The sequence below is a fragment of the Rhizobium sp. AAP116 genome, from assembly GCF_001295785.1.
In the GTDB taxonomy this organism is placed as follows: domain Bacteria; phylum Pseudomonadota; class Alphaproteobacteria; order Rhizobiales; family Rhizobiaceae; genus Allorhizobium.
Genome location: NZ_LJIB01000004.1, coordinates 414716 through 438536, shown reverse-complemented (window position 1 = coordinate 438536; position 23821 = coordinate 414716). Strand labels below are relative to the sequence as shown.

Here is a 23821-nt window from a genome sequence, read left to right as displayed (position 1 = left end):
GGTGTATCCGAGGGCGGGACGGGGATTAGGGTAAGCGCGTGGAAATGGGCGGGGATGAAAAAACATGTCGGGGTTTGATTTTGCTCGGGATTTCCTCAAAGTCATCCCCCTTTTTTCGGAAAATGGGGCGCAAATGGGAGTTCCCCTCTTCTCCCCAGCGGGGAGAAGGTGCCCCGAAGGGGCGGATGAGGGGGCGGCGCAGCCGAATGCCGGCGAGCACAGAACCTCGATCAATCCGCCAATGCTCTCCCGGGCTGCCTTGCGCTTCGCGCCCCCCCTCATCTGGTCCTGCGGACCATCTTCTCCCCGCTGGGGAGAAGCGGGAGCGAACCGCAAGCGCGACGCCCATCTCCCCCCCTTACGGGGGAGAAAGCGAAATCGAGGAATTGGCTCGATCAGGGCCAAACCTCAGATTTCGCAAGAGGGGGGCTCGGTCAGGTGAGTGCCAACGGAACCATGCCCCTCTCCTGGAAAATCTGAAGTTTAGGCGGCTTGCGCTCGCCTAAGCCTTAGATTTTCCGTCCTCCCCCGCATGGGGGGAGGTGAAGCGTGCCGCTCCTAGAGTTCCTCAAATCCCGACCGCCTTGCGCAGGGCAGCATTGAGCCGCCCCTGCCAGCCCTTGCCGGTCTCGCGGAATTTGGCGATGACGTCTTCGTCAAGCCTCAGCGTGACCTGCTTTTTCGGATGCTCCACGGCTGGACGCCCGCGCGAACGGCGGTGGTCCTCCATTGCCTTGAAGAAGGCAGGCGGCAAGACCTCCTGCGCGGGGCGCATTTTCGCCAGTTCCTCGTCGCTGAGTTCCGGAAACTCGACGGCATCCCAGTCCTCGCGGTCATAGCCGCGTCCAGGCTCGAAGGTTTTCAGTGTCTTGCCTTTGGTGGCCATGGAAGCCTCCTTCTTTCCTTGTCGCTTGCCGGGCGAAAGCTGATGATCGATATGGCTTCCGATCCGAGAAGGGCGAAGACCACGGCTGCCGTCCCCTCACGGAAATATCCGATGGCCTTCAGCCGTCGCCGGCCATCCGCATCTGGCCTGCCGTCTTCGACAACGGCATTCTCCCAATCGAGTTCGCTGACATCGGCGAAGTCGAAGCCGTGCTTTTCCAGGTTGGCGCGCCGCTTGGGTTCATCCCAGATGATCTTCATGATTAAATGTAGCTACATTTAATAGCGATATCAAGACGGGCGTGCCAATAGATGTAAACGCAAAAAACCCGCCGGTCCCACGACCGACGGGTTCAGCTTGATGACAAACCGCTTAACTCTTACTTTGCGTCATCCTCGGCCCTGTGCCGAGGATCTACAACGTCAATAAAATCAAACGGTTGCAGATGCTCGGGACAAGCCCGAGCATGACGACGGAGCCGTTGCCCCAACCTCAGCTGCGCGGCTTCAGATTCTCCGGATCATACAGCGGCTTATACCCCACCGCCGCAACCTCGACCGGATAGGTCTCAGCAAAATACTCGACGTTCAGCTTCCGCCCCACTTCGCAATACTCCGCCGGCAGATAGGCCAGCGCAATGTTCTTGCCGATCGTCGGGCCGTAAGCCACCGACGTGGTGTAGGACCGACGTCCAAGGCTGTCGATCAGGACCTCGCCGGTCGCGGGATCCATGACCGGCATCGAGCCGACGGGGTAGCGGGCGGTGCCTGACTTGTCGACATTGTCGGTCATCACGAGCGTGCAGAGCATGGCGGGCTGCTTGTCACGCGCCTTGTATTCGAGATGTTTGGCCTTGCCGCGGAAATCGGCTTCCTTGACCTTGGGACGCGCCAGATCCGCTTCGATCAGGTTGTACTGGGTGAGCAGGTCGCCGTTCTGCAGGCGCAGGCTCTTTTCCATGCGGCGGGAATTGGCATAGGTTTCGACGCCGAAGGCCATGACGCCTGTGGCACGAAGGGCATCCCAGACGGCGAGGCCGTCTTCGTATTTCATGTGCAGTTCCCAGCCCTGCTCGCCGACATAGGAGATGCGGAAGGCAGTGACGGACTTGCCGGCAATTTCGATCTGCTTGATCGCGGCGAAGGGGAAGTTTTCGGGGTCGAGACCAGCAGGATCGGCGACGGCCTTTTTCAGCGTATCGCGGGCATTCGGGCCCCAGATGCCGATGGTGATGTATTTTTCGGAAGTGTCGGTGATGGTGACATCGAGGCCGCGATCCTGTGCCACGCGCTTCATATAGTGGAAGTCGCGCGGGCCGGCATCGGCGCCGTTGACGAGGCGGCAGCGGTCGGCGAGGCGGAAGACGGTGAAGTCGGCGCGCACCATGCCCTCGTCGTCGAGGAAGTGGGTGTAGATGCCCTTGCCGATATTGGCGTCGCCACCGATCTTGGCGGCGCAGAGCCATTCGAGCAGCTCGACATGGTCAGGGCCTTCGATGTCGACCATGTGGAAATGGCTGAGGTTGACGATGCCGCAATCCTCGCTCATCGCCAGATGTTCGGCATTCGAAACGCGCCAGAAGTGTCTGTTATCCCATTCGTTTTCACGAACCGGAACGCGATCGCCATACTTCTCCAGGAGATGCTCGTTGGCGGCGTAGCCATGCGCACGCTCCCAACCGCCGAGTTCCATGAAGTGGCCGCCGAGTTCGACTTCGCGCTCATACATCGGCGAGCGCTTTGCGCCGCGACCGCTGGCATAGGGTTCGCGGGTGTGCACGGCGGGGAAGTAGATCTTCTGGGCGGCCTCGTAGCAGCGGCCGGCGATGAAATCTTCAGTCAGCTGGTGCGGGTAGAAGCGGGCGTAATCGATCGAGTTGTGGTCGATTTCCGTACGGCCATCGGTCATCCAGTCGGCGATCAGCTTGCCATAGCCCGGGCCGTCCTTCACCCAGATGGCGACGCAGTACCAGAGGCCGCGCACCTTCTGGCTTTCGCCGCAGGACGGGCCGCCGGCAGCGGAGACCTGCAGGAGGCCGTTGAACGAATGGCTCTCGTTATAGCCGAGTTCGCCGAGGATCGGGGTGAGCTCCATGGCGCGCTCGAGCGGCTCGATGATCTGCTCCATGTCGAGGTCGCGCTGCGAGGGCGAGAGGCGCGCCTCGTGCTTTTCGAGGAGCTCGCGCGGATGGCACATGCGCGGATTGTGCTGCTCGTAATAACCCCATTCGATTTGGCCGCCTTCAGACGTCTTCGGGTCGCCGGTGTCGCGCATATAGGCGGAGTTGCCCTGGTCGCGGAGCAGCGGATAGCCGATATCCTTGCCGGTGCCTTCGAACTCGTTATAGGGGCCGAAGAAGGTGAGCGGATGGTCGACCGGCATGACCGGCAGATCCTCACCGACCATTTCGGCGATCAGGCGGCCCCAGAGGCCGGCGCAGACCACGACGTGATCGGCCATGATGGTGCCGCGATGGGTGACGACGCCCTTGATGCGGCCACCCTCGACGATGAGGGACTGGGCCGGCGTATTGCCGAACATCTGAAGCTTGCCGGACTTTTCAGCGGCATCAACGAGTTTGCCGGCAACGGTTTGGCTGCGCGGAATGACGAGGCCGGCATCCGGGTCGAACATGCCACCCATGACCTGGTCTTCCTCGATCAGCGGGAAGAGTGCCTTGATTTCAGCCGGCGAAACATAATGCGCGCGGGTACCAAACGCCTTGGCAGACGACAGCTTGCGCTTGATCTCTTCCATCCAGATGTCATCGCCGGTGCGGGCAACTTCGAGGCCACCGATGCGAGCGTAATGGCCCATCTTCTCGAAGAAATCGATCGAATACTGGGTGGTCCAGACCGAGAGATAGTCGTGGGACGTGGTGTAACAGAAGTCGGAGGCATGGGCGGTCGAGCCGATGTCTGTGGGTATGCCCGATTTGTCGATGCCGACGATGTCGTCCCAGCCGCGCTCGATGAGATGATGGGCGATCGACGCGCCGACGATGCCGCCTAGACCGATGATGACGACTTTCGCCTTGGTCGGAAACTCTGCCATAGCCTTGTGAACCCTGATGTCTGGGAGTGGATGATGTAGCGCCGATCTTAAGAGGCGGGCAAAGACAATTGCAGCCTGTCTGCGACATTCTGCAAGAGACGCACGACCCGTTTGCACTGCAAAATCCGTCTGATCGCGGCGGGATGGGCAGAGAGGATGTCGCGTCGGGAACGAGATGGGGCGCCGACTACAGTCGACGCCCCATCTCGCAGCTGACGGACCTGGAGATCAGACGCGGATGACGCCATTGTCCTCGCCATCCCAATACTGGATGGTCTCTGCATGCACCTTGATCATCACGAGGCCCGGTGTGTCGATACCTTCAGGGAACCAGCGATCGAGATCCTTGGTCCAGTGGGCCTCGAAGACGGCCTTGTCGGCAATCAGGCTGCCGCGCCCGGAGACGGCGACGAAGATGCCAGGCTTGCCGAGCAGGCTGGGCGGCGCGGTAAACGTTAGCGACACGGTCGGATCGGCGGTCAGTTCACGGATCTTGCGGGTGTCGGTATAGGAGAAGAAGTAGCTGTCGCCGTCATAGTCGACATCGCCGTTATTGCTCATCGGCCGACTGGCGATGGCGCCGAATTCGGACTTGGTGATCATCATGCAGAAGTCGATCTTCTGCATCTTCTTGGCGAGGTCGGGAAGGGTGAGTGTCATGGGAGGCCTCCTGCTTGGGTGTCCGGGACAAGCGCCGAACGGGGCGAATGTTCCGGCAAGGGAAGCCCGGCGCGACGTCGTTTCCCCTTGGGCCGATAAGCCGGTGGATCGCCACCTTGCCGCCTATCTTCAGCCTCAGTTGGATCAATCTTTGCCGATAGGCGTTGTTCCACGCTGCCCGAGAAGCCGAAAACGGCCAACCTCCCCGCGGGCAGCAGAACATGGAAGGAGAAATCCCATGAAGAAATTCGTTACGCTCACCCTCGCCGCCCTCCCCGTCCTCACCTCGGCCGGCATTACCGCCGCCGCAGACATGACCGGCGCGGCTCCTGCCCCCGTCGTCATCGAAAGCGACCGTGTCGGCGGTGTGCGCATCGGCTACCTGGATTGCCAGATCGGCGGCGGCTTCGGCTATGTCCTCGGCTCTGCCAAAACAGCCGATTGTGCCTTTACCTCCGTGATCGACGGCGAGCCGCTCGACACCTATTCCGGCTCGATCAAGAAGTTCGGCGTCGACCTCGGTTTCACCACCCAGAGCCGCGTGATCTGGGCCGTCTTCGCCCCGACCGCCGGTTACCACAAGGGCTCGCTCGGCGGCCTTTATGGCGGCGCAACCGCAGAAGCGACCGTCGGCGCCGGCATCGGTGCCAATGTGCTGTTCGGCGGCACCTCCGGCTCGATCCACCTGCAGCCCGTCAGCATTTCCGGCCAGATCGGCCTGAACATCGCAGCAACCGGGACCTCGATGACGCTGCAGCCGTCGGCAATCTGATCGGCCGCATCCGTCACAGAATTGAAAAGGCGCCTCGCAAGGGGCGCCTTTTTTTTTCGTGCTGCGCGTCAGTCGCCGCCGTGAGGACCAACTCAGGTCCCGCAGAAGGTTCGCGTGACCCGCTCCTCTGGCGTCGGGGGCACGCGCAGGTCCGCGGTGTCGGGATCCTCCGCGTAAGGATTGGCAAGCGCCTCGACCAGCCGGTGGAAGAAGGAGAAGTCGCCGTAGACGGCAGCGGCGATGGCCTCTTCGATCCGGTGGTTGCGGGCGATCAGCGCCGGATTGACCGCTTCCATCGCAGCCTGCCGCTCGGCGGCGGTGCGATCATCATCGATGCGGGCCCGCCAGCGGGTGAGCCAGTCGGACAGCCCCGACTGTGGCACGATGAAGAGATCGGTGAACGTCTCGACGGCTGCCCCGCCAGCGACCTTCGAAAGGGTGCGGAAGGTCAGCGTGAAATCGGCCTCGCCCTGATGCATCAGTTCGAGGAAGTCGGTGATCAGCAGCCGATCGTCAGGCCCCTCGCCCGCCAGACCGAGCTTGGACTTGAAGAGCGCGAGCCATGCCTCCTGGAAGACGTCGCCGAAGGCCTTGAGAACACCGTTCGCCGCCTCGATCGCCTTCTCCTCATCCGCATCGAGCAGCGGCAGCAGGCATTCGGCAAGCCGGGCTATGTTCCACTGACCGATCCCGGGCTGGTTGGCATAGGCATAGCGGCCGCGCTGGTCGATCGAGGAGAACACCTTGCGCGGATCGTATTCATCGAGGAAGGCGCAAGGGCCGAAATCGATGGTCTCGCCCGAGATCGCCATGTTGTCGGTGTTCATCACTCCGTGGATGAAGCCGATCGAGAGCCAGCGGGCGATCAACCGCGCCTGCCGTTCGGCGACCAGTGTCAGCATGGAAAGGTAGGGATTTTCAGCGTCGCGCGCCTCGGGATAGTGGCGGTCGATCACGTGATCTGCGAGCGTCTGGACCGCCGCCTCGTCGCCTTGCGCCGCGAAGAACTGGAAGGTGCCGACGCGGATATGGCTTGACGCGACACGGGTGAAGACCGCACCTGGCATCATGGTCTCGCGGACGACCTGTTGACCCGTAGAAACCGCGGCGAGTGCCCGGGTGGCCGGCACGCCGAGCGCGGCGAAAGCTTCCGAGACGATGTATTCGCGCAAAACCGGGCCAAGAGCCGCCATGCCGTCGCCATTGCGCGAGAAGGCCGTCGGGCCGGAGCCCTTGAGCTGGATGTCCCGCCGCCTGCCCCCACGGTCGATCACTTCGCCGAGCAGCAGGGCACGGCCATCCCCGAGCTGTGGATTGAAATGGCCGAACTGGTGACCGGCATAGGCCTGGGCGAGCGGCTCGGCGCCAACCGGAATGATCTGCCCGCCAAAGACCTGCGCAAGCCGCCCCTCGTCGGCGTCAGCGACATCGAGGCCGAGTTCATCGGCCAAGTCCTTGTTGAAGCGGATCAGCTTCGGAGCGGACGCGGCAGCGGGTCTGGCCGGCCGGTGGAAGGTCTGCGGCAGGCGGGCATAACTGTTGTCGAAGGAAAACAAGATGGCACTCCTTGTCCGCGAAGGAGCGGACATGTGTTTGGCTTTCCTCTGATATGGGACTACCCTGTCACGAGACAAGCCGAACCGCGGCTCAGCCCGCGGGTTCTGACCGGGGCGCTGCCGGTCTTTCCGCGGAGAGCGGTGCCGGTGGGAAGGAGCGGCGCGTTCAGGCCGAGAAAGGGCTCGGCCCAGGCCGGCAAGCCGCCAACCGCCGGGACCAAGCGAAAACGGCCGGATAGTCGATGGACTGCAGCCCCGCAACGTCCCCGCGACGTGATTGAAGGGCAGAACACTCGCCATGCGAAAATCGGCATAGAAGAGGCAGCTGTCGGGGAAAACGCAGGCGGTCCAGCCCCATCAGTCGACACGACCAGGATTGGACCAGAGCTTCTGCCCGACAGGGCACCACACCATCTTGCGGGCCATGCCCCCGACGCAGTACGACTGAAGACCTCACCACGCACCCGTCTTGCGAGAACCAAATGCGCCCCGCCCGAAACCTGATCGCCGCTTTTCTTCTGCCGCTTACGCTGCTTGCCGGCTGCACGACGACGGAGGATGCCAATCGCGCCCTGCAGTCGCGCTGGATCGGCCAGCCTGTCGAGCGCTTCTTCGCAGCCTATGGTCCGCCGGAGAGCGAATATCCGCTGTCATCCGGCAAGATCTATACTTGGCGCGGCGGCGACAAGACACGCTACATCCCGCCGACTTATTCAAGCCCGGAACCGGACCGCACCATCGTGCGTACGGAAACCCGCACCGACGGATCCGGCCAGACGGTCGTGACCCAGACACGCGTCATGACCCGTGATCCCTTCTGGGAACCCGAGATGATCACGCCGCCGCAGTATCAGCAGCTCTTCTGTGAGTTGCAGATCAACAGTGACGCCTCGGGCGCAATCACCAGCATCCGTGCAAGCAACGACACCGATGGCGACGGCTTCAGCCTGTCGCGTTGCGCGGAAGTGCTGGGCGTGGAGAAGTGAAGACGGGCGTGCGTCTTCAACGGATCGAGTGGAATTATTGAACACAAACAACTGAAAGGCCTGACTGTCGGGTCATGGCGAACGGCGCCGCAGCGGCGCCACTCCTGATGCAGTCGGAAAGGGCTCAATTGGCCGAGGCGACCACTGTCGTCTCGGCCCGATCGTCCTGGGACGCCTTGGGCAGATAGACGTCGCAGGCGCCCTTGTGGCCGGTCAACTCCTTGACCAGATCATAGGTTGCATCGGCGAGTGTCCAGCGAACCGCGGCCTGCAGGCCTTCCTGTGACTTCGTGCCGATCTTGATGTCGAACAATTCGTCGGAGAAGAAGCGGAAGACGGAGGCGAAGACTTCGCGCCCGACGGCCTGCTTCGAATAGGACTTGGCCCTGACGATGCGCGTCGACTTGGTGTCGGTGACCCGGATGTCGACGGCCGCCGTCACGGCAAACCGGCGGGCGCCACCGCCGCCGCCACCCACGGTTGCCTCGATGCCATCGGAATAGGTGTTGAAGTCGAGCTGCGTGATCACACCATCGATGACATAATCGGAGCCGCGCAGCGCACCCTTGACGAGCGGGCGGAACGGCAGGCTCTCATCGCCGACGACGACATTGCCGCCGTCGCCCAGGATCTGCTCTCGGGCTCGGGCAATTTCCCATTCGGAAACGGCCGTGTTCGATCGGTTGACCTGCTTTACGCCAGCCTTCTGCAGCAGCGAGACCATCATGCCGGCGCTGTCGCGCGGCAGGTAGTTACCGGCTTCTTCGGAGGAATAGCGACCAGTCTGGTCGGTGATGACGTGCACGGCAAACATGCGCGGATAGCGCTGCACCTCGGGCGTCTTGCTCAGGCATTCAAGCGCTGCGTCGACCGGCGTGCGCGTCGCAATCGGAACAGGCCCGAGGAAAGGTTCCTTCGGGGCCTTCTCGGCCGTCTGCGACTGGCATGCGGCGAGCAACAGGACGGGAGCAAGCAAGAGGCTGCGGAATTTACCAAAAGTCATGCCCCAAGCCTCAATTGTTCAGGATGGAATTGTTGCTGTCGGTCTGGGTGATCGTCTGATCACCGGAATTGTCCTGATCGACAGTAATCGTATTTCCAGAGCCATTGATCGTGATGGTCGTGGCATTACCGGTCTGCTGCGTGCCGAGACCGGCAGCCGATCCAACGCCGGTCGCCGGGAACTCGCCCTGCAGTTCGAGGCGGGTGCGCTCAAGATTGAGAAGCACCTGGCGCTCGTTGGGCGTTCGAAACTGGTAGGGACGATCCTCACCGAGGCCGTTCGCGACGGCAGCGGCAGGGCTTATGAGACCCAGCGTAAGAAGCCAGGCGACATGCCGAGAATTGATCATAAAACCCCCATAAATTTATAGGTTACCCATCTCATTCCACCCAATAACCAAGGGTTTGGATAGCACTAAAGCCAGGGAGAGACAGCGGAAATCTACATAAAAAACAACAGAGCAGTTAAGTGACCGAAAGTTCGTTGCTTAAAGACAACACCGCCGCACAACAACGGACACGCGAATCACAACGCTGGACAATAGAAGATGGATGAAGCAAGAATCTTTAAACGACAAGCGATTGTATAGGCGATTCCAATGCGTAAATTTGCATATCTGACACTTGCAGTGGTCCTTGGGGCCTCACCGGCAGCGTCCGAGACGAACGCAGTGGAGAACATGGTGCGTGCCATGGTGGAGCTGAAGCGAACCGGCGCGACCTGCGAAACCTACGTCCGCGGCTCGCCGCAGAGCGTCATGACCGGGATAGACGCCTACTTTACCGCCCTTAACCAGCCCGTGCCGAATACCGTGGATCAGGGCGCGAAGGACAGTATAGGCAAGCTGATCAAGCAACATGCCGCCTATATCTGCTCGACAAAACTGGTGAAGGCGCAGAATAACTACCTCCGTGCGGCCGCGTCCTACATGGAGACGAAGCCGACACAATGGCCCGACGCACCATGGATCGAGTTCCCGCAATGGTGCCAGGACCCGGCCTGCGCGGATTATTGATCTCACTGAAATGGTAGATCACCGCCTGGACGACGCGCGATTGCCGAGCGATTAGCGCTCGATCACGACCGCATTGCCGGTCTGAGACACGGCGCCGGCATTTGCCCCCTGGACGGTCTGGCCATACTCGGCGGACTGCAGCACATCGACCACCTGCGACGTGCCGTCCGGCAAAGCTTTCTTCAAGACGATCACGTTGACATAGTTGTTCGAATTCTGGGTGATGTTCGGCGAAGTGATCGTCTGCGTCAGACCATCGAGCGTGACCTGCTCGACCCGGTTGTTGACGATCTGCCGTCCATTGCTGGATGTCTGGCGGAGGTAACCGATGCTCTCGGCCTCGATATAGTTGGCAATATTGATGCCGTTCTGGCTGATCGAACCCCAGCGCGCGCCATTTTGGAGCGTCACGACATTGTTGATGACCTGATCGCCGGAGAAATCGCGCACCACCTCATCGACATTGCGCGCGATAATGATGTTGCCAAGATTGGTGCCCTCCTGGACAATCGCTCCGCCGCCACCGGCCCCGGTGATGTTCAGTCTGTTGTCGACGACCTGCTCGGCCTGTTTGGTGAAATTCTGCGAACTCAGCGCCACCGACTGCTCGGAATAGACGAGGTTCATGGTGTTGAGGCCAGATTGCCGCACCGTGTTCGGCAATTCAGGCAGGATCAGATGGTTCATCGCGTGCTGCACGGAACCGTCAGCGAAGTATTGCTCGACATTGCCGATATCGCCGCCGATCACGGCATTGCCGATATTGGAGGCATCCTGCTCGATCGACTCCAGGGCGGCAACGGTATTCAGCACGATTTCATTCAGCGAAAGCTGCTTTCCGTCAAAATCCTGACGCACACTTTTCAGCGCCTTGTCATTGATGTCGACAACATTGCCCGCATTGCTGGCTGTCTGCCGAACCCCAACCGCCAATGACGGCGCCGTCCAGTTCAGCACCTGCGTCGCGTCCTGCTGACCCGCGAAACGCTGGATGATCTGGGTAGAGCGCGAAGCCTCGTCAGACGCGAGCAGTTCGAGAGGTTCCGCGGCCGGAAAGCCGGGCACCACAATGGCGACCCCACAGGCAACTGCGAGGGAAACTCGCAAACTCCGGAACATGAAAACACGCATCCCGGCTCATCATGAACCGGACCCCCTCAGACAACTGTTGGAAAGAAACGGGGGCGAGTTGAAACTCGCCCCCATCCAGACAAGTCATTCGCCCGAAGCGATCGCCCCGATCGAGTTGGCGACATTCGTCGCGCTCTGGGTGATCTTCGAGACGTTGTCGAGCGCGCCGACATAGTTCGCAGCGAGCTGGCCGGTGGTAAAGGTCTGAACGATGTTCAGATCGTCACTGACGCTGCCGAGCGAGACCAGGTTTGCGGCATTCAGGGCCGTCTGCGTGACATCATAGATGTCATCGCTGCCGTAACCGCCCTTCCCATGCTTCCAGCCATAGGAACCGACACCCTCAACCGCATTCAACGCGGCCTGGCCGGCGGTCGTCGTCTGTGTGATCGAGCCGGTCACGGAATCGACGGTCAGCGAGTTCAGGACGTTCGTCGCCGACTGCGTGACATCCGACAGGTCTTCGGAGAAGTTCACATAGTTGGCCGCCAGCTGTGCGCCAGCTGCCGTCTGCGTGACAACATCGAGTTCCTCATCAGGAAGGTTGATCAGGTTGGCAGCATTCAGAGCCGTCTGAGTGACGTCGTTGACGTCTTCGCCACCTTCGATCTTGTTCAGCGCGGCCTGGATACCCTGGAACACCTGATTCATGTTGATCTCAGGCGCCGGAACCGGCGGCGGCGGCGGCGGCGAGCCCCAGCCACGCGCCATTGCGGAAGTGGCCATCAATGCAATGACCGAAGCTGCGAGAATAGTTTTCATAGTTTCTCTCCTCTGTTTTAATCTATCGCCCCGATTTCAATCCGTACTCAACCACCTCAGACAGAGATTAGGCCGTACAAGACAACAGAGCTTAACACTCTCCAGACTATTCTGGAGAATCTCTATGTATATTTTGATTCATTCAAAGTCGCCGTTTATCAACGGAAACAATTCAACGACATATCTCTCGATATAGAAGCAGCGCCGAGCACCCCCGAAGCCGTTACAAACGCCACGATAGATATCGAATTATATTTATATATGTAGCGCAATACTAAAGCCTAGGAGACAACCAACCCAACGAGATAGAACCACACCCTCGTTGCTTCGGTCAATACTTTATTAACACAAAATTAGTGATGATTAATGACACTGGTGGACGGTCAAAAACGGTTTTCGAATCAGATGCTTGAATACCAATGGTTGCAAGAGCCACCATTCCTTCGGCAAAAATCCCCAAATTTGGCGTGGCACAGGTCCGGCATTTCGGCACCCAGAGCCCCCAGCCGCGACCGTAGACGATCGGTTTCAAGTATTTGTGACATTTTACTTCAGGCCGGAGGGGGCTCTGACAGGGCGGTGGCGCCCAGTCTCAATGACAACGAGAAGTGGGTTGCGATCATTGAGATTTGGGATGTGACCTCCGCTATCCGACGTAGATTTGCTCTGTGTTTCCCTTGGACAGCGGCAAACCACTTGCGCGAACGTCGTCCATCATCGCCAACTGCCGATCGGCGGAACCGAATATCCGGACGCTCTGGCTCAACCGAGCAAGAGGGACACAGCAGGCTTGGTCTGGTGACGGTCGCCAGCGACGCTCTGATCGTCTTCGGCTGATCCCGACCCATTCCAAGAGGCGCAGATGCGAACGGCGGCACCTTGGCCGCCGTGTTTAGGTATGTGTGCTGACAGGACTACCGCAGAGGCTGGCCTCATTCCGGCGGATCGGTGACGAAGGGCATGATATCGACGCCATCACCGGGAAAAACGGTGAGATGCGGATGATCTTCGAAAAGCCTGGCTGCCGCCTCTGCCGTTTCCGCTTCGACGATCAGATAGCCGCAGATCCCATTTGTCGCCGGGGCAATGCCATCCTTGGTGACACGCATGGCCCTGCCTACCATTCCGCCTCGATTGACGATGGCGGCAGCGTTGCGCTCCTCCCAGGCCATCCACTTCGGAATGCCCTCGGCATCGATCGCATCCTGCTCGGCCTTGGGCAGGTTGCGAAAACGCGCGAAGTCCTCGTGCTTCATCGTATAGACGGCAAGAAACTTTGGCATGTAGGGCCTCCGATCCGGATGCAACGGGCCGGAGGCTAGCGCTTCGGGCGCGGGAAGTCATCCGAAGCGCTTGAGATCAACCGCGTCCGCGATAGGTGGCGACGCCCTGTTCGGGGAGCCAGACGCCTTTTGGCGGCTCGCCGGTCTGCCAGAAGACATCGATCGGGATGCCGCCGCGCGGATACCAGTAGGCACCGATGCGGAGCCACTTGGGATCCAGAAGTTCGACGATGCGCTTGGCGATATAAACCGAGCAATCCTCGTGGAAGGCACCGTGATTGCGGAAGGCGAAGAGGAACAGCTTCAGCGACTTCGATTCCACCAGCCAGTCGCCGGGAATGTAGTCGATGACGATATGGGCAAAATCCGGCTGGCCGGTCATCGGGCAGAGCGAGGTGAATTCGGGCGCGGTGAAGCGCACCACGTAGTCGGTGCCGGCATTGCCGTTCGGCACACGCTCGAGAACGGCGGTTTCGGGGCTGGTGGGCGCTTCCACGCTCTGGCCGAGCTGGGTCAGTCCCGACGTATCGGTCTTGCTCATGATGGGATCCTTTGCTTCAACGCCCGAGTTCGATGCCGGCGCCATGCGCCATTTCGTTTTCGGGTTCAACGTGAATGGTGACGCGCGTGCCGGGCACAGCCTTGTGCACGGCCATTTCCAGCCGGTCACAGATCACATGGGCGTCGCGCACGCTCATCTTCGAGGGCACGACCAGATCGAAGGCGACGAAGGTTGCAGCCCCTGCCCGGCGCGAGCGCAGGTAATGGACGCCCAGCGACCCTTCCGAATTCTCCTTGATCGCCTGCCGGATCGCCTCGGCTTCCTCGGGAGAGACGGCGACATCCATCAGCCCGGCGACGGATTGCGCGATCACCTTCCAGCCCTGCCAGATGATGTTGAGCGCAACAAGGATCGCAAGCACCGGATCAAGGATTGCATAGCCGGTCGCCAGCACCAGCAGGAGACCGATGATCACACCGACGGAGGTGACGACGTCCGACATGATGTGCTGACCATCGGCCGAAAGCGCCGGCGAACGGTGGCTTCTGCCAACGCGGATCAGAAGCGTTGCCCAGGCCGCGTTGATGACGGCGGCAAGGCCGTTGATCGCGAGCCCGAGGAAGGGTGCGTCGGGCAAGGTCGGGTTCTGAAGGGCCGGGATCGCCTCGCGGATGATGAGCAGTGCCGCCACCACGATCAGCACGCCCTCGAGAACGGCCGAGAGATATTCCGCCTTGTGGTGGCCATAGGGATGATCGTCATCCGCCGGCTTCTGCGCATAGCGGATGACGAAATAGGCAAGGAAGGCGGCAATCACGTTGACGGTCGATTCCAGCGCATCGGACAGCAGCGCGACCGAACCCGTCACCCACCAGGCGCAAAGCTTCAGCCCCATGACCCCGAAGGCGAGCGGAATGCCGAAGAGCGCGAGCCGCCGAACGAAAGCGTTGTTGTCAGCCACCATGGCCTTTTCCCTGCAGATGCGAGTGAATTGCAGACGCAATTCCAGAAACGACAAAACCGCCCGGCAAAGCGGGCGGTTCGTTGAAGTGTGAGCGTAATGCCGAAGGGTTGAGGAAAGGTCAAGGCAGGAGATGCTCTCTGCACAGAACCGGAAGGCCGCACCGTGAATGGCCCGGCCAATTCCTTCGTCAGGATGTTATCAACGCCTAGAAATCAAAGGAGGCGGAGAGCATGAATGTCCGGGGTGCGCCGGCCGCGAGGAAACCACGCGCGGACGATGCCCAGTAGTTCTCGTTGAAGACGTTCTCGACATTCGCCCGGATTTCGATCGGCTTGCCGTTCTCGCGTTCGAACTTGTAGCGCGCACCGAGATCGACGCGGGTCCAGCCATCGACCTTCTGCGTGTTGGCCTGGTCGTAGAAGGTACTGCCACTATAGACGAGCCGACCGGTGAGCGTCAGGTTCTCGATCGATGGCAGGTCATACTCGCCGTAAAGGCTGACCATCGTCTTCGGTACCCCCGGCGCGTCCTTGCCGTCGAAGGCGCCATTCCGGGTTCTTGCCAGCTCAGCATCGAGGAAGGTGACACCGCCCAGGAGCCGCAAGCCGTCGATCGGCTCACCGAAGGCTGACAGTTCGACACCACGGTTTACCTGCAGACCGTCAACCGAATAGATGTTCGTGGCTGCCGTGGTATAGCCGCTGGCCTGACGGATCTCAAACAGGGCGGCGGTAAACGCAACACTGCCGAGATCGTATTTGAAGCCGATTTCCTTCTGCTCGTTGACGAAGGGCTGGAACACCTCGTTGGCATTGGCCGCGGCGGCCGGGGCAATCGCCCCTTCCGTCAGCGCCTCGACATAGTTGGCATAGAGCGAGAGGCCGTCCATCAGGCGCAGATTGGCGGCGACGGCCGGGCTGAACCGCGCTTCGTCATAGTAGTAGTTCTGCACGCCAACCGTCCCGCGATCGGGCCGGGTGTTGAAGCCCCTCTGGCGCATTTCCTGGTAGCGGCCGCCGAGCGTGACCTCGAGACGTTCGTCGAAGAAACCCAGCGTGTCCGAAAACGCGACGCTGGTGGACAAGAGGTCGGCAAACAGCGGCAGGTTGTCCGATGTCGGCAGATTGAGACTGCTCACGGCGCTACCGGGCAGGTAGCTCGGATTGTAGATGTTCATCGAATAGGACCCGGGCAGCCCGAGTGCACCGGGCGCAAAGCCGCCACGGTAGTTCTCGTTGAGGCTCTTCTGCACCGAGAGATTGACCTTGTGGTTGACCGGGCCTGTCTCGAACTCTGAACGGATGCCGATTTCCCCGGAATAGCCGTCGATCTGCTGCGGCTGGATCGCAAGCTCAGAGGTCGCATTGCCGTTCGCATTGTTGATCGTATAGGACGAGGTCAGGAAGTCCTCGCGATAGCGGCTGGCGCCCACGGCAGCATAAAGCGTCGTGTTGTCCAGCAAATCATATTCGACACGGGCAGCCGCCATGCTGTGGGTGCTGTCGTGATACTCAAACGGGCTTGCCGTGTTGATGCGGCCATCGGGAGCATCCGGGATCGCAATGCCGGAGGCTGCCGCATTGAAAAGCGATGTCGGTGCATCGATCTGCTGGTCGGAATGACTGAGATCGAGCGAGGCGCGCACGTCTTCACCCTCGTAGTCGAGACCGAGCGAGGCAACGCCGACCTTGATCTCGTTGCTGTCCATGGCGGTATCGCCGAAGCGGTAGGAGCCATTGGCGCGAATGCCCCATTCGCCGGCCGGGCCATAGCGGCGACCGACATCGAGATGGTTCCAGAACTGACCATCGCTGATATAGGTGGTTGTCAGGCGGGTCAGCGGCTCGTCGCCGGCGCGCTTGGGGATGAGATTGACGGTACCGCCGACACGGCCGATGCCGCCGTTGACGAAGGCAGTCGGCCCCTTGAGAACCTCGACCCGCTCGATGCCTTCAAGGTAGCTGCGACGCGGGTTGGCGATATAGGGCAGCCCATCATAGAGCACGTCCAGATTGACCACCGAGAAGCCACGGATGAAGAAGGAATCGCGCTCGCTGAAGGCAGGCGCATCCGAGCGCACGGAGGGGTCGTTGAGCGTGATGTCGGCGACCGTGCGCGCCTGCTGGTCGCGGATCAGCTTTGCCGTATAGGCCGTGATGCTGAACGGCGTTTCCATGATTGAACGATTGCCGAGCGAACCGAGGCGCGCACCCTTGGCCACCTGGTTGCCGGCATAGGCTTCCGGCGGCTGACCGACCGTTCCCGAGGCCGGCGGCTGGCCTTCGGCCGTCGTCGTCACCACGATCGGCGCAAGCCTCGTATCACCGTTCTCGTTAGCGCCGTCTTCGCTGGTCGCATCCTGGCCATGCGCCGAAACGACCGAGATCGCCAGAAGCGAAACGCCTGCAACAATGCTCCGCCTGCTCGCCTTCAGGCTTCGCGTGTGAGTTCCCCTCGACATGTGCATAAAAAGTCCCCTGTTACCAATACACGATCAGCAGCGTCTAAGCCTTGCCGCAAAGCGCAGTCCCTCGAACCGAGGCTGCGCGCGCATGCGGCCGCTTCACCGGGTTCAACGCTCACCGAAGCCGTCCAACGACGGGACCATGAGCATGGAGACCACCGGCTCAGACGCAGGCTGCCAACGGAAAAACGATCGGGTCAGCAGGATTTTTCAGGGGGAAGAAAAAATCTTGAGAGTTTTTGTCATTATTCGAGAAGGACGGGTGAAGACGCCGGTACTCAGGTTGCCCGCGCGTTCGCGAAGATAACGAAAACCAGACAGTCACTTCTCGGAAAACAGCGTGGCTTGATCAGCAAGGAACTTGCGAAGCCTATCCACGCTTCTCTGGCCGCAAGTGTCGCGAACGTCGATGATCAATATCTGGTCAGCAGTCGCCACATACAGCAATGCAAAGTGCGTCCCGCGGATGTGGTATTCTCGAACACGCTCGAAATCCTCGAAGCGTGGAGCGCTCTCGGGATGATTGACGATCGTCCGCTCCGCTGTGGCCAAGGCTGCCGACGCCGCCACGATGTCCAGTTGCGGATGACGCTTGTAGTAGTCGCGCATCCATCGAAGGCCAGGCTCGGCAGTCGGAAGGTAGCGGAGATGCATGGACTTCAGCGCGCCGCCGGAAAATCGTCCTCGTCAGACATCAGCCAGCGGTGCACCTCTGCACTGTCCACGGCCTTGACGTCACCTGCGTCAACGAGACGAAGTCCATGACGTACCCGTTCACGCGTCACGACGCGCTCCTCCACAAGATTGCGGATAGCCTGATCTGCTAGGTCGGAAGCCGAGCGTTTGTCGAAACGCGCGATCTCTTCAAGCGCCTGATTGAGACCGGCGTCGATTTCAGTGGTCAAAACGACCTTGGTCATCAGATCACTGCTCCTTGCGGCTTGGCTTCAGGGAATAGTGTAACGGAGTGTACATGCTGTCAAACAGCAACCTAACGGCAGCTCCGTCGGAAGAGCCGTTAGCCCCCCGGACACGGATCTGCGTCTATCGCCGAAACAATTCGGGGCGCCGAAGCGCCCCGCTTATTCCCTCAAGCCGCTTGCACCTTCGCCCGTTTCGCCAGATGCGCCACCACATTCTCGATCATTCGCATGCCGGCATCGCCGCCGAGCGTCATGATCGATTCCGGGTGGAACTGGACGGCGGCGACCGGTTCCTTGGTGTGCTCTATACCCATGATCGTGCCGTCTTCGCTTTCTGCCGTGATCATGAAATCGCGCGGCAGCGTTGCCGGATCGGCGAAGATGGAGTGGTAGCGACCGACGGTCACTTCCTTACCGAGGCCTGAGAAGACGAGGCCGGGTTCGAGCACGCGGATGCGCGACGGCTTGCCATGCATGGGAACCGCGAGCTGGCGGAGTTCGCCACCATAGGCTTCCGCCAGCGCCTGCAGACCAAGGCAGACGCCAAAGATCGGCAATTGCCGAGCGCGCGCCTTCTTGATTGTCGCCTTGCAATCGAAATCGGCAGGCGAGCCGGGACCGGGCGACAGCACGACGAGATCGGGCTTCAGGCTGTCGAAGATCTCCTCCGGCACCGGCGTGCGCACGGTGTTCACGGTGGCACCCGTCTGGCGGAAGTAGTTGGCCAGCGTATGGACGAACGAATCCTCATGGTCGACGAGCAGGATGTTGACCCCCTCACCCACGCGGGCGACGCCACGCTTGGAGGAGGCATCATTGCCGCTCTTGGCGTCACGGATCGCTGCAATCATGGCGGAGGCCTTCAGTTCGGTTTCGGCTTCTTCTTCCTGCGGGTCGCTGTCGTTCAACAGCGTCGCACCGGCACGCACTTCAGCAATGCCGTCCTTGATGCGCACGGTGCGCAGCGTAAGCCCCGTGTTCATATCGCCATTGAAGCCGACCATGCCGATCGCACCACCATACCAGGCGCGCGGGCTCTTCTCGTGCTTTTCGATGAAACGCATGGCCCACAGTTTCGGTGCACCGGTCACGGTGACAGCCCAGGCATGCGACAGGAAGCCGTCAAAGGCGTCCATGCCGTCGCGAAGGCGACCCTCGATGTGGTCTACTGTGTGGATGAGGCGCGAATACATCTCGATCTGGCGGCGACCGATGACCTTGACCGAGCCCGGCTCACACACGCGGGACTTGTCGTTGCGGTCAACGTCCGAGCACATGGTGAGCTCGCTCTCGTCCTTCTTGGAGTTGAGGAGCTTCAGGATCTGCGCCGAATCCTCGATCGGATCGGCACCGCGGCGGATCGTGCCGGAGATCGGGCAAGTCTCGATGCGCCGACCATTGACACGCACGAACATCTCCGGCGATGCGCCGACGAGATATTCCTGATGGCCGAGATTGATGAAGAAGGAATAGGGCGAGGGATTGATTTCCTTCAGCCGCTTGGAGATCTGCGACGGCTTTGAATCGCAGCGTTCCATGAACTTCTGACCCGGCACGACCTCGAACAGGTCGCCCTTACGGAAGCTTTCCTTGGCCTTGGTAACCAGCTCGGCATATTCGCCGGGACGATGATCGCCGCGCGGCGGGATCGTGTCGGTGTGCACAAAGGGCTCCGGCGCGATCTCCTCCGACTGGCCGATGGTGGTGACGTCACCCTTGGTGAAGTCGTAGCGGTCGATCCAGGCCTTGGCGGAATAATGGTCGACGACGAGGATCTCGTCCGGCAGGAAGAGCACCATGTCGCGCTGGTCATCGGGACGGGTGAGTTTCAGGTCGATGGCGTCGAACTGGAAGGCGAGATCATAGCCGAAGGCGCCGAACAGGCCGATGGCCGCGTCTTCTTCCGAATAAAACAGCGCCGTGATGGCACGCAGCACGGTGAAGACCGTCGGCATCTTCGAGCGCTCTTCCTCGGTGAAGACGCGTGACGGCAGCTTGACGTCGAGATCGAGGCGGGTGGCAGTGCGTGCCCCCAGTGCCAGATCGTCAACGGAGGCCAGCGCCTCGGCAATCATCGCCAGCAGCGCTTCGCCGCGACCATTATAGGCTTCGATCCAGACCTTGCGACCGAAGGAGGAGATGCCGAGCGGCGGATCGACGATCGCCGTGTCCCAGCGCGTATAACGACCCGGATATTCGTAGTTGGACGAGAACACGGCACCACGGCGTTCGTCGAGCTTGTCGACATAGGTGGAGATGGCATCGCCATAGGGCGTCGGCCGGCGCCTGCGCGTGACGGTCACGCCGCCGCGCGTCTGATAGGCTTCCGAGCCGTCTTCCTGCAAAATCGTCGACATATCCGTCCTTCTCCACTCTTCGAGGCCCGTCTCCTGAGGCCTTGAACACGAAAAAGCCGCCTCAGGAAAGTTTCCGGGCGGCTTTGGGGTCAATCGTCTGAAGACATGACTGGTCAAGGCCGCGTTAGCGTGCCCACCACCAAGCAAAGGTCTTCGAAACGATCTTCATGGGCCAACGAATACCGTGGAGCCGCTGCCTTAGCAAGGGCGTTTTGCTGGGCTCAGTTGATGAACTTTTCGACGGCTAGCGCCTTTTGACCCGGGGACTGGGGAACAGGGAGACGAGATGACGAAGACGAGAACGCCGACACTGATCAGTCTCCTGCTGGCCTGGTCGATCGTGACCGGCCTTACCCTGCCCTCGCGCGGCCCCCTGCCGCAAATGAGACCGGAGGTGGCAACGCCAGCACCGGACGCAGAGGCGAAAGCGCCCGACGGCATCCAAACATCCGCTCCCCTCGAGGCTCCCACACCGCAGAGCAAGCCCGAGACAGCGGCCGATGCAGAGGAAGGCACAGAGCCGTCGAGCCATACGGAAACGGAGGCCGCAAAGGACAAAACAAATGACGAGGCCGAGCCTGATGGGGACGAGCAGAAAACCGCTCCCCTTGATCCGCCCCCGCCGGTCGAAGACCCTAAGGCTCTTACCGCATGCCTCGCGGATCTCAAGGCGCTCGGTGCGCGCTTCGAGACGGACAAAGCCATCGATGACGCCGATGGCTGCGGCATCGCGGCCCCGATCACGCTGACAAGGCTCCTCCCGGACGTCGCCTTGGAGCCGGAGGCGACGCTTCGCTGCGAGACGGCATTGCAACTGGCGCGCATGACACGCGACATGCTGAAGCCGGCAGCAGAAGCCGCCTTCCCCGACAAGCCGAAGCTTGCCGCCATCCGCCACGCCTCGGGTTATGTCTGCCGCAACCGAAACAGCGTAGAGACCGGCAAGGTGTCGGAGCACGCCTATGGTAATGCGATCGACATTGCAGCCTTGCGCTTCGGCGCCGAGGAGGAGCCTGTCATGATCGCAAAACAGGACGACGGTACGGCCGAAGCCGCCTTTCAGCGCGCCTTCAATGCCATCGCCTGCCTCTATTTCAACACGGTGCTATCCCCCGGCAGCGACGCGACACATCAGGATCACATGCATCTGGATGTCGTCAAGCGGAAGAGCGGCTTCCGGTATTGCCGGTGACGCAAAGGAAAAGGCGGCGCATCGCTGCGCCGCCTTTGTTGTGGATTTAGCTCAGCTCAGAACTTCTGGGTGAGCGAAATTTTGAAGGTACGGCCGGGTTCAGAGTAGAAGTCCCGCGCCTGCGTCGATGAATTTGTACGGACCGATGCGTAATCGAAGTAGGTCTTGTCAAAGACGTTATAAACCCCGGCGGTGATCCGCATGCCATTCAGCTGTTCCGGCTCCCACCATGCATTGAGGTCAACGACACCGTAGCCTGCAGTCCTAAAATAGGAAGTGCCAGCCGTGCCCTTACCGTCGTCGGCTCTCGATTTTTGCGCCGCGACGAAATCGGCACCAACTCCCCAGAATTCAGTGTCGTAGCCAATGCTGGCCACGACTTTAAGCGGCGCAACCGAACGGATAAAGGTGCCACGATCAAGATCATTGCCCTTCACATAGGCAAGGCCGCCCGAAACGCGGAAACCGTTGTCGAACACTTTATGAGCTGAAAGATCTACGCCGAACATCTCAACATCGGAGATATTGGAATAGCGGGTCCTGCCTTGAGGGTAAGTACCGGTGAAACCAAGTGCGGCGGCCTCGGCAGCAGTGATCGAGGTGACGTCAATGAAATTCTTGTATCGATTGTAGAACACTGAGGCACGTGCGCCCATCTCTTCGTCACCGAGATCGACCCCGAACTCGAAGCCATTGCTCGTTTCGGATTGGAGATCGGCATTGCCAACGCGCAGATAAGTGCCGGATCCGCCAAACGCGCTGTAGAGTTCGCTGGCCGTAGGCGCACGAAACGCCATCGCCCACTGACCGTAAAACTTCACGTCAGGCTGCAGGTCATATGCCAGACGCAACTTCGGTGACAATCCCGCATCCTCGAAGCCGTTCGGCAGTGCCGGATTGAGATAGTTGCGGTCATACTCGGGTGTCATTTCCGGAGAATGCTTCACCCAATCAAAACGCAAGCCTGGAGTTACGGTCACACCCGACGAACCGACCTCGATCTCGTCATCAAAATACAGTCCAACCTTGCTGCTGTTGACTTTCGGCGTATCGGCCTGGTTGGTGTGCAAGTTTAGGCACGTTCCGGTTCTAGGCGTTGTGCAGTTATCGTAACCGCTTGAATATTGATCCGAAACACCGAAGGCAATGTCCAGACCATAATTGAAGGTATGGTTCAGCTGACCAGTCGTAAGCTCGGATTGCGCGGCCCCAATAAACCCGATCGTCCGCTCGTTGTTATCGTTTTCGCGCCCAATCGCGCCGATCGGAGTGGTCTGCCGGATGGCATCATAGCCGTCCATGGTCCGCTGATCCATCCAGTACAAGGATGCCCATGCATTGGAAACTATGGCGTCCTGTGACTGGGCTTCATACTGGTAGTCCAACGAGACGCGATCGCGATCGGTGTCTTTTTTGCCAGTATAGTTTCCAGGCCGGAAGGTGGTGGTGTTCTGTAGGCTTCTGGAATCAGTTACACGATCCTTGCGGAAACGCTCCGCCGTTAGACCAAGTGTATGCCCACCTTCCAGCTGCTGTTCCAGACGGAACAGGAGATTGTGCTGGTCGTACTCGGAAGGATCAGCCTTGGTCCGCGTGGTGCCGAAGGTATCAACGGTACCATTGCTTTTGCGCTCATGACCTTTTTTGTAAGATCCCTGGAACATAACCGAGGTATTCTCCACTCGCTTCGCGACGGCGGCGGATCCCTCCCAGCTGTTGTCGGAACTGTCATAGGTCGTTTTGGCAACCCCGCCCCAATCCTTATCATCTGAGATAAGGTCATCAGGCGTAAGCGTCCGGAGGGCTAGAACGCCCCCCAACGCACCCGATCCGGCTCGGCTCGAGTCGGCTCCACGCATGACATCAACTGCCGAAAGTGCCGCGAAGTTGAACGCATCAACGCCCCCGCTTGCGGCACGCGTCGCGTCGAAGATGTACGGTACAGGAATGCCATCTAAGGTCGTGAGCACGCGCGCGCCCTCGAGACCTCTGATGTTCACGGCTCCGCTGGAGCGGTTAAAGTTGACACCCGGCTCTGCCACGCGACCGAGATCTTCGATGCTCGTGATCTGCTTGGCCTCAATCTCCTCCGCCGTCGTCTCCGTCGCCAGCGGCGTATCCGCAACCGACCCCACCGGCACCCGCTTCCCCTTCACCACGATCGTCTGCAGCTGCGTCTCGCCATTGGCAGTCGTCGTCGTTGCGGCGGTCTGGGCCTTTGCGGGGGCAAGCGAGGAGATGGCTGCGAGGGCCGTGCAGGCCAGCAGGATGGGGCGGAGGGACCGGGAGCGCATGCGTGTCGTCCTTTCAA

General features: G+C 60.5%; 21 protein-coding genes. 4 read left to right on the top strand and 17 right to left on the bottom strand.

Annotation, left to right across the window (positions count from 1 at the left end; genetic code table 11):
- Positions 1-568: 568 nt before the first annotated feature.
- The 4 genes from IP85_RS04780 to IP85_RS04765 form a co-directional block, all read right to left on the bottom strand.
- Positions 569-886 (bottom strand): BrnA antitoxin family protein, encoded by a 318-nt coding sequence (locus IP85_RS04780; RefSeq protein WP_054148502.1) that lies wholly within the window; start codon positions 884-886, stop codon positions 569-571.
- Positions 862-1146, bottom strand: a complete 285-nt coding sequence (locus IP85_RS04775; RefSeq protein WP_054148501.1) for a BrnT family toxin — start codon at positions 1144-1146, stop codon at positions 862-864. The genes IP85_RS04780 and IP85_RS04775 overlap by 25 nt, the downstream gene beginning before the upstream one ends.
- 232 nt (positions 1147-1378) lie before the next feature.
- Positions 1379-3940 (bottom strand): FAD-dependent oxidoreductase, encoded by a 2562-nt coding sequence (locus tag IP85_RS04770; protein ID WP_054148500.1) that lies wholly within the window; start codon positions 3938-3940, stop codon positions 1379-1381.
- 228 nt (positions 3941-4168) lie between these two features.
- Positions 4169-4600 (bottom strand): pyridoxamine 5'-phosphate oxidase family protein, encoded by a 432-nt coding sequence (locus tag IP85_RS04765; protein WP_054148499.1) that lies wholly within the window; start codon positions 4598-4600, stop codon positions 4169-4171.
- A gap of 238 nt (positions 4601-4838) precedes the next feature.
- On the opposite strand from IP85_RS04765, the gene IP85_RS04760 reads away from it, so the two are divergent.
- Positions 4839-5372: a DUF992 domain-containing protein gene (locus tag IP85_RS04760; protein ID WP_054148498.1), complete on the top strand. Its 534-nt coding sequence runs from the start codon at positions 4839-4841 to the stop codon at positions 5370-5372.
- A 92-nt stretch (positions 5373-5464) separates the two neighbouring features.
- Here the strand turns inward: IP85_RS04760 and IP85_RS04755 are convergent, their stop codons facing one another.
- The gene (locus tag IP85_RS04755) at positions 5465-6961 is read right to left on the bottom strand and encodes a protein adenylyltransferase SelO (RefSeq protein ID WP_054148497.1); all 1497 of its coding nucleotides are present in this window, start codon (positions 6959-6961) and stop codon (positions 5465-5467) included.
- Between the two features lie 449 nt (positions 6962-7410).
- On the opposite strand from IP85_RS04755, the gene IP85_RS04750 reads away from it, so the two are divergent.
- Positions 7411-7914: a hypothetical protein gene (locus IP85_RS04750; RefSeq protein WP_054148496.1), complete on the top strand. Its 504-nt coding sequence runs from the start codon at positions 7411-7413 to the stop codon at positions 7912-7914.
- Between the two features lie 124 nt (positions 7915-8038).
- Here the strand turns inward: IP85_RS04750 and IP85_RS04745 are convergent, their stop codons facing one another.
- On the bottom strand, positions 8039-8917 hold the full coding sequence (locus IP85_RS04745) for a CsgG/HfaB family protein (protein ID WP_054148495.1): 879 nt from the start codon (positions 8915-8917) through the stop codon (positions 8039-8041).
- A 10-nt stretch (positions 8918-8927) separates the two neighbouring features.
- The gene (locus IP85_RS04740; RefSeq protein ID WP_054148494.1) at positions 8928-9266 is read right to left on the bottom strand and encodes a hypothetical protein; all 339 of its coding nucleotides are present in this window, start codon (positions 9264-9266) and stop codon (positions 8928-8930) included.
- A 249-nt stretch (positions 9267-9515) separates the two neighbouring features.
- Here IP85_RS04740 and IP85_RS04735 point away from each other — a divergent pair, with 249 nt between their 5' ends.
- Entirely contained in the window at positions 9516-9932 is a 417-nt protein-coding gene (locus IP85_RS04735) for a hypothetical protein (RefSeq protein ID WP_069043640.1), read from the top strand.
- 51 nt (positions 9933-9983) lie between these two features.
- Here the strand turns inward: IP85_RS04735 and IP85_RS04730 are convergent, their stop codons facing one another.
- The 9 genes from IP85_RS04730 to IP85_RS04690 form a co-directional block, all read right to left on the bottom strand.
- Positions 9984-11051, bottom strand: coding sequence for a hypothetical protein (locus tag IP85_RS04730; RefSeq protein WP_156322726.1), 1068 nt, complete (start codon positions 11049-11051; stop codon positions 9984-9986).
- A gap of 96 nt (positions 11052-11147) precedes the next feature.
- A complete protein-coding gene (locus tag IP85_RS04725) occupies positions 11148-11825 on the bottom strand; it encodes a hypothetical protein (RefSeq protein ID WP_054148491.1) in 678 nt (225 codons plus the stop codon).
- A 932-nt stretch (positions 11826-12757) separates the two neighbouring features.
- Positions 12758-13108 carry a hypothetical protein gene (locus IP85_RS04720; RefSeq protein ID WP_054148490.1) on the bottom strand — a complete coding sequence of 117 codons (351 nt, stop codon included), beginning with the start codon at positions 13106-13108 and terminating at the stop codon, positions 12758-12760.
- 76 nt (positions 13109-13184) lie between these two features.
- Positions 13185-13649 carry a preQ(1) synthase gene (queF, locus tag IP85_RS04715; RefSeq protein WP_054148541.1) on the bottom strand — a complete coding sequence of 155 codons (465 nt, stop codon included), beginning with the start codon at positions 13647-13649 and terminating at the stop codon, positions 13185-13187.
- Between the two features lie 16 nt (positions 13650-13665).
- Positions 13666-14574, bottom strand: coding sequence for a cation diffusion facilitator family transporter (locus IP85_RS04710; protein ID WP_054148489.1), 909 nt, complete (start codon positions 14572-14574; stop codon positions 13666-13668).
- A gap of 205 nt (positions 14575-14779) precedes the next feature.
- Positions 14780-17041 carry a TonB-dependent siderophore receptor gene (locus tag IP85_RS04705; RefSeq protein WP_054148488.1) on the bottom strand — a complete coding sequence of 754 codons (2262 nt, stop codon included), beginning with the start codon at positions 17039-17041 and terminating at the stop codon, positions 14780-14782.
- Between the two features lie 318 nt (positions 17042-17359).
- On the bottom strand, positions 17360-17647 hold the full coding sequence (locus tag IP85_RS04700) for a hypothetical protein (protein ID WP_156322724.1): 288 nt from the start codon (positions 17645-17647) through the stop codon (positions 17360-17362).
- Positions 17648-17697: 50 nt separating this feature from the next.
- Positions 17698-17958, bottom strand: a complete 261-nt coding sequence (locus tag IP85_RS04695) for a hypothetical protein (RefSeq protein WP_054148486.1) — start codon at positions 17956-17958, stop codon at positions 17698-17700.
- A 170-nt stretch (positions 17959-18128) separates the two neighbouring features.
- The gene (locus IP85_RS04690; RefSeq protein ID WP_054148485.1) at positions 18129-20318 is read right to left on the bottom strand and encodes an anthranilate synthase; all 2190 of its coding nucleotides are present in this window, start codon (positions 20316-20318) and stop codon (positions 18129-18131) included.
- 286 nt (positions 20319-20604) lie between these two features.
- Between IP85_RS04690 and IP85_RS04685 the strand changes: the two genes are divergently transcribed.
- Positions 20605-21510: an extensin family protein gene (locus tag IP85_RS04685; protein WP_054148484.1), complete on the top strand. Its 906-nt coding sequence runs from the start codon at positions 20605-20607 to the stop codon at positions 21508-21510.
- Positions 21511-21566: 56 nt separating this feature from the next.
- Here the strand turns inward: IP85_RS04685 and IP85_RS04680 are convergent, their stop codons facing one another.
- Positions 21567-23804: a TonB-dependent hemoglobin/transferrin/lactoferrin family receptor gene (locus tag IP85_RS04680; RefSeq protein ID WP_054148483.1), complete on the bottom strand. Its 2238-nt coding sequence runs from the start codon at positions 23802-23804 to the stop codon at positions 21567-21569.
- Positions 23805-23821: the final 17 nt, after the last annotated feature.

Excerpts from the sequence above, each read along its gene's own strand:
- IP85_RS04720 (WP_054148490.1), bottom strand. The coding sequence starts at position 13,108 with ATGCCAAAGTTTCTTGCCGTCTATACGATGAAGCACGAGGACTTCGCG.
- IP85_RS04710 (WP_054148489.1), bottom strand. The coding sequence starts at position 14,574 with ATGGTGGCTGACAACAACGCTTTCGTTCGGCGGCTCGCGCTCTTCGGC.
- IP85_RS04780 (WP_054148502.1), bottom strand. The coding sequence starts at position 886 with ATGGCCACCAAAGGCAAGACACTGAAAACCTTCGAGCCTGGACGCGGC.
- IP85_RS04740 (WP_054148494.1), bottom strand. The coding sequence starts at position 9,266 with ATGATCAATTCTCGGCATGTCGCCTGGCTTCTTACGCTGGGTCTCATA.
- IP85_RS04705 (WP_054148488.1), bottom strand. The coding sequence starts at position 17,041 with ATGCACATGTCGAGGGGAACTCACACGCGAAGCCTGAAGGCGAGCAGG.
- IP85_RS04775 (WP_054148501.1), bottom strand. The coding sequence starts at position 1,146 with ATGAAGATCATCTGGGATGAACCCAAGCGGCGCGCCAACCTGGAAAAG.
- IP85_RS04760 (WP_054148498.1), top strand. The coding sequence starts at position 4,839 with ATGAAGAAATTCGTTACGCTCACCCTCGCCGCCCTCCCCGTCCTCACC.
- IP85_RS04680 (WP_054148483.1), bottom strand. The coding sequence starts at position 23,804 with ATGCGCTCCCGGTCCCTCCGCCCCATCCTGCTGGCCTGCACGGCCCTC.
- IP85_RS04755 (WP_054148497.1), bottom strand. The coding sequence starts at position 6,961 with ATGTCCGCTCCTTCGCGGACAAGGAGTGCCATCTTGTTTTCCTTCGAC.
- IP85_RS04770 (WP_054148500.1), bottom strand. The coding sequence starts at position 3,940 with ATGGCAGAGTTTCCGACCAAGGCGAAAGTCGTCATCATCGGTCTAGGC.
- IP85_RS04745 (WP_054148495.1), bottom strand. The coding sequence starts at position 8,917 with ATGACTTTTGGTAAATTCCGCAGCCTCTTGCTTGCTCCCGTCCTGTTG.
- IP85_RS04725 (WP_054148491.1), bottom strand. The coding sequence starts at position 11,825 with ATGAAAACTATTCTCGCAGCTTCGGTCATTGCATTGATGGCCACTTCC.
- IP85_RS04735 (WP_069043640.1), top strand. The coding sequence starts at position 9,516 with ATGCGTAAATTTGCATATCTGACACTTGCAGTGGTCCTTGGGGCCTCA.
- IP85_RS04765 (WP_054148499.1), bottom strand. The coding sequence starts at position 4,600 with ATGACACTCACCCTTCCCGACCTCGCCAAGAAGATGCAGAAGATCGAC.
- IP85_RS04730 (WP_156322726.1), bottom strand. The coding sequence starts at position 11,051 with ATGTTCCGGAGTTTGCGAGTTTCCCTCGCAGTTGCCTGTGGGGTCGCC.
- IP85_RS04695 (WP_054148486.1), bottom strand. The coding sequence starts at position 17,958 with ATGACCAAGGTCGTTTTGACCACTGAAATCGACGCCGGTCTCAATCAG.
- IP85_RS04750 (WP_054148496.1), top strand. The coding sequence starts at position 7,411 with ATGCGCCCCGCCCGAAACCTGATCGCCGCTTTTCTTCTGCCGCTTACG.
- queF (WP_054148541.1), bottom strand. The coding sequence starts at position 13,649 with ATGAGCAAGACCGATACGTCGGGACTGACCCAGCTCGGCCAGAGCGTG.
- IP85_RS04690 (WP_054148485.1), bottom strand. The coding sequence starts at position 20,318 with ATGTCGACGATTTTGCAGGAAGACGGCTCGGAAGCCTATCAGACGCGC.
- IP85_RS04685 (WP_054148484.1), top strand. The coding sequence starts at position 20,605 with ATGACGAAGACGAGAACGCCGACACTGATCAGTCTCCTGCTGGCCTGG.
- IP85_RS04700 (WP_156322724.1), bottom strand. The coding sequence starts at position 17,647 with ATGCGCGACTACTACAAGCGTCATCCGCAACTGGACATCGTGGCGGCG.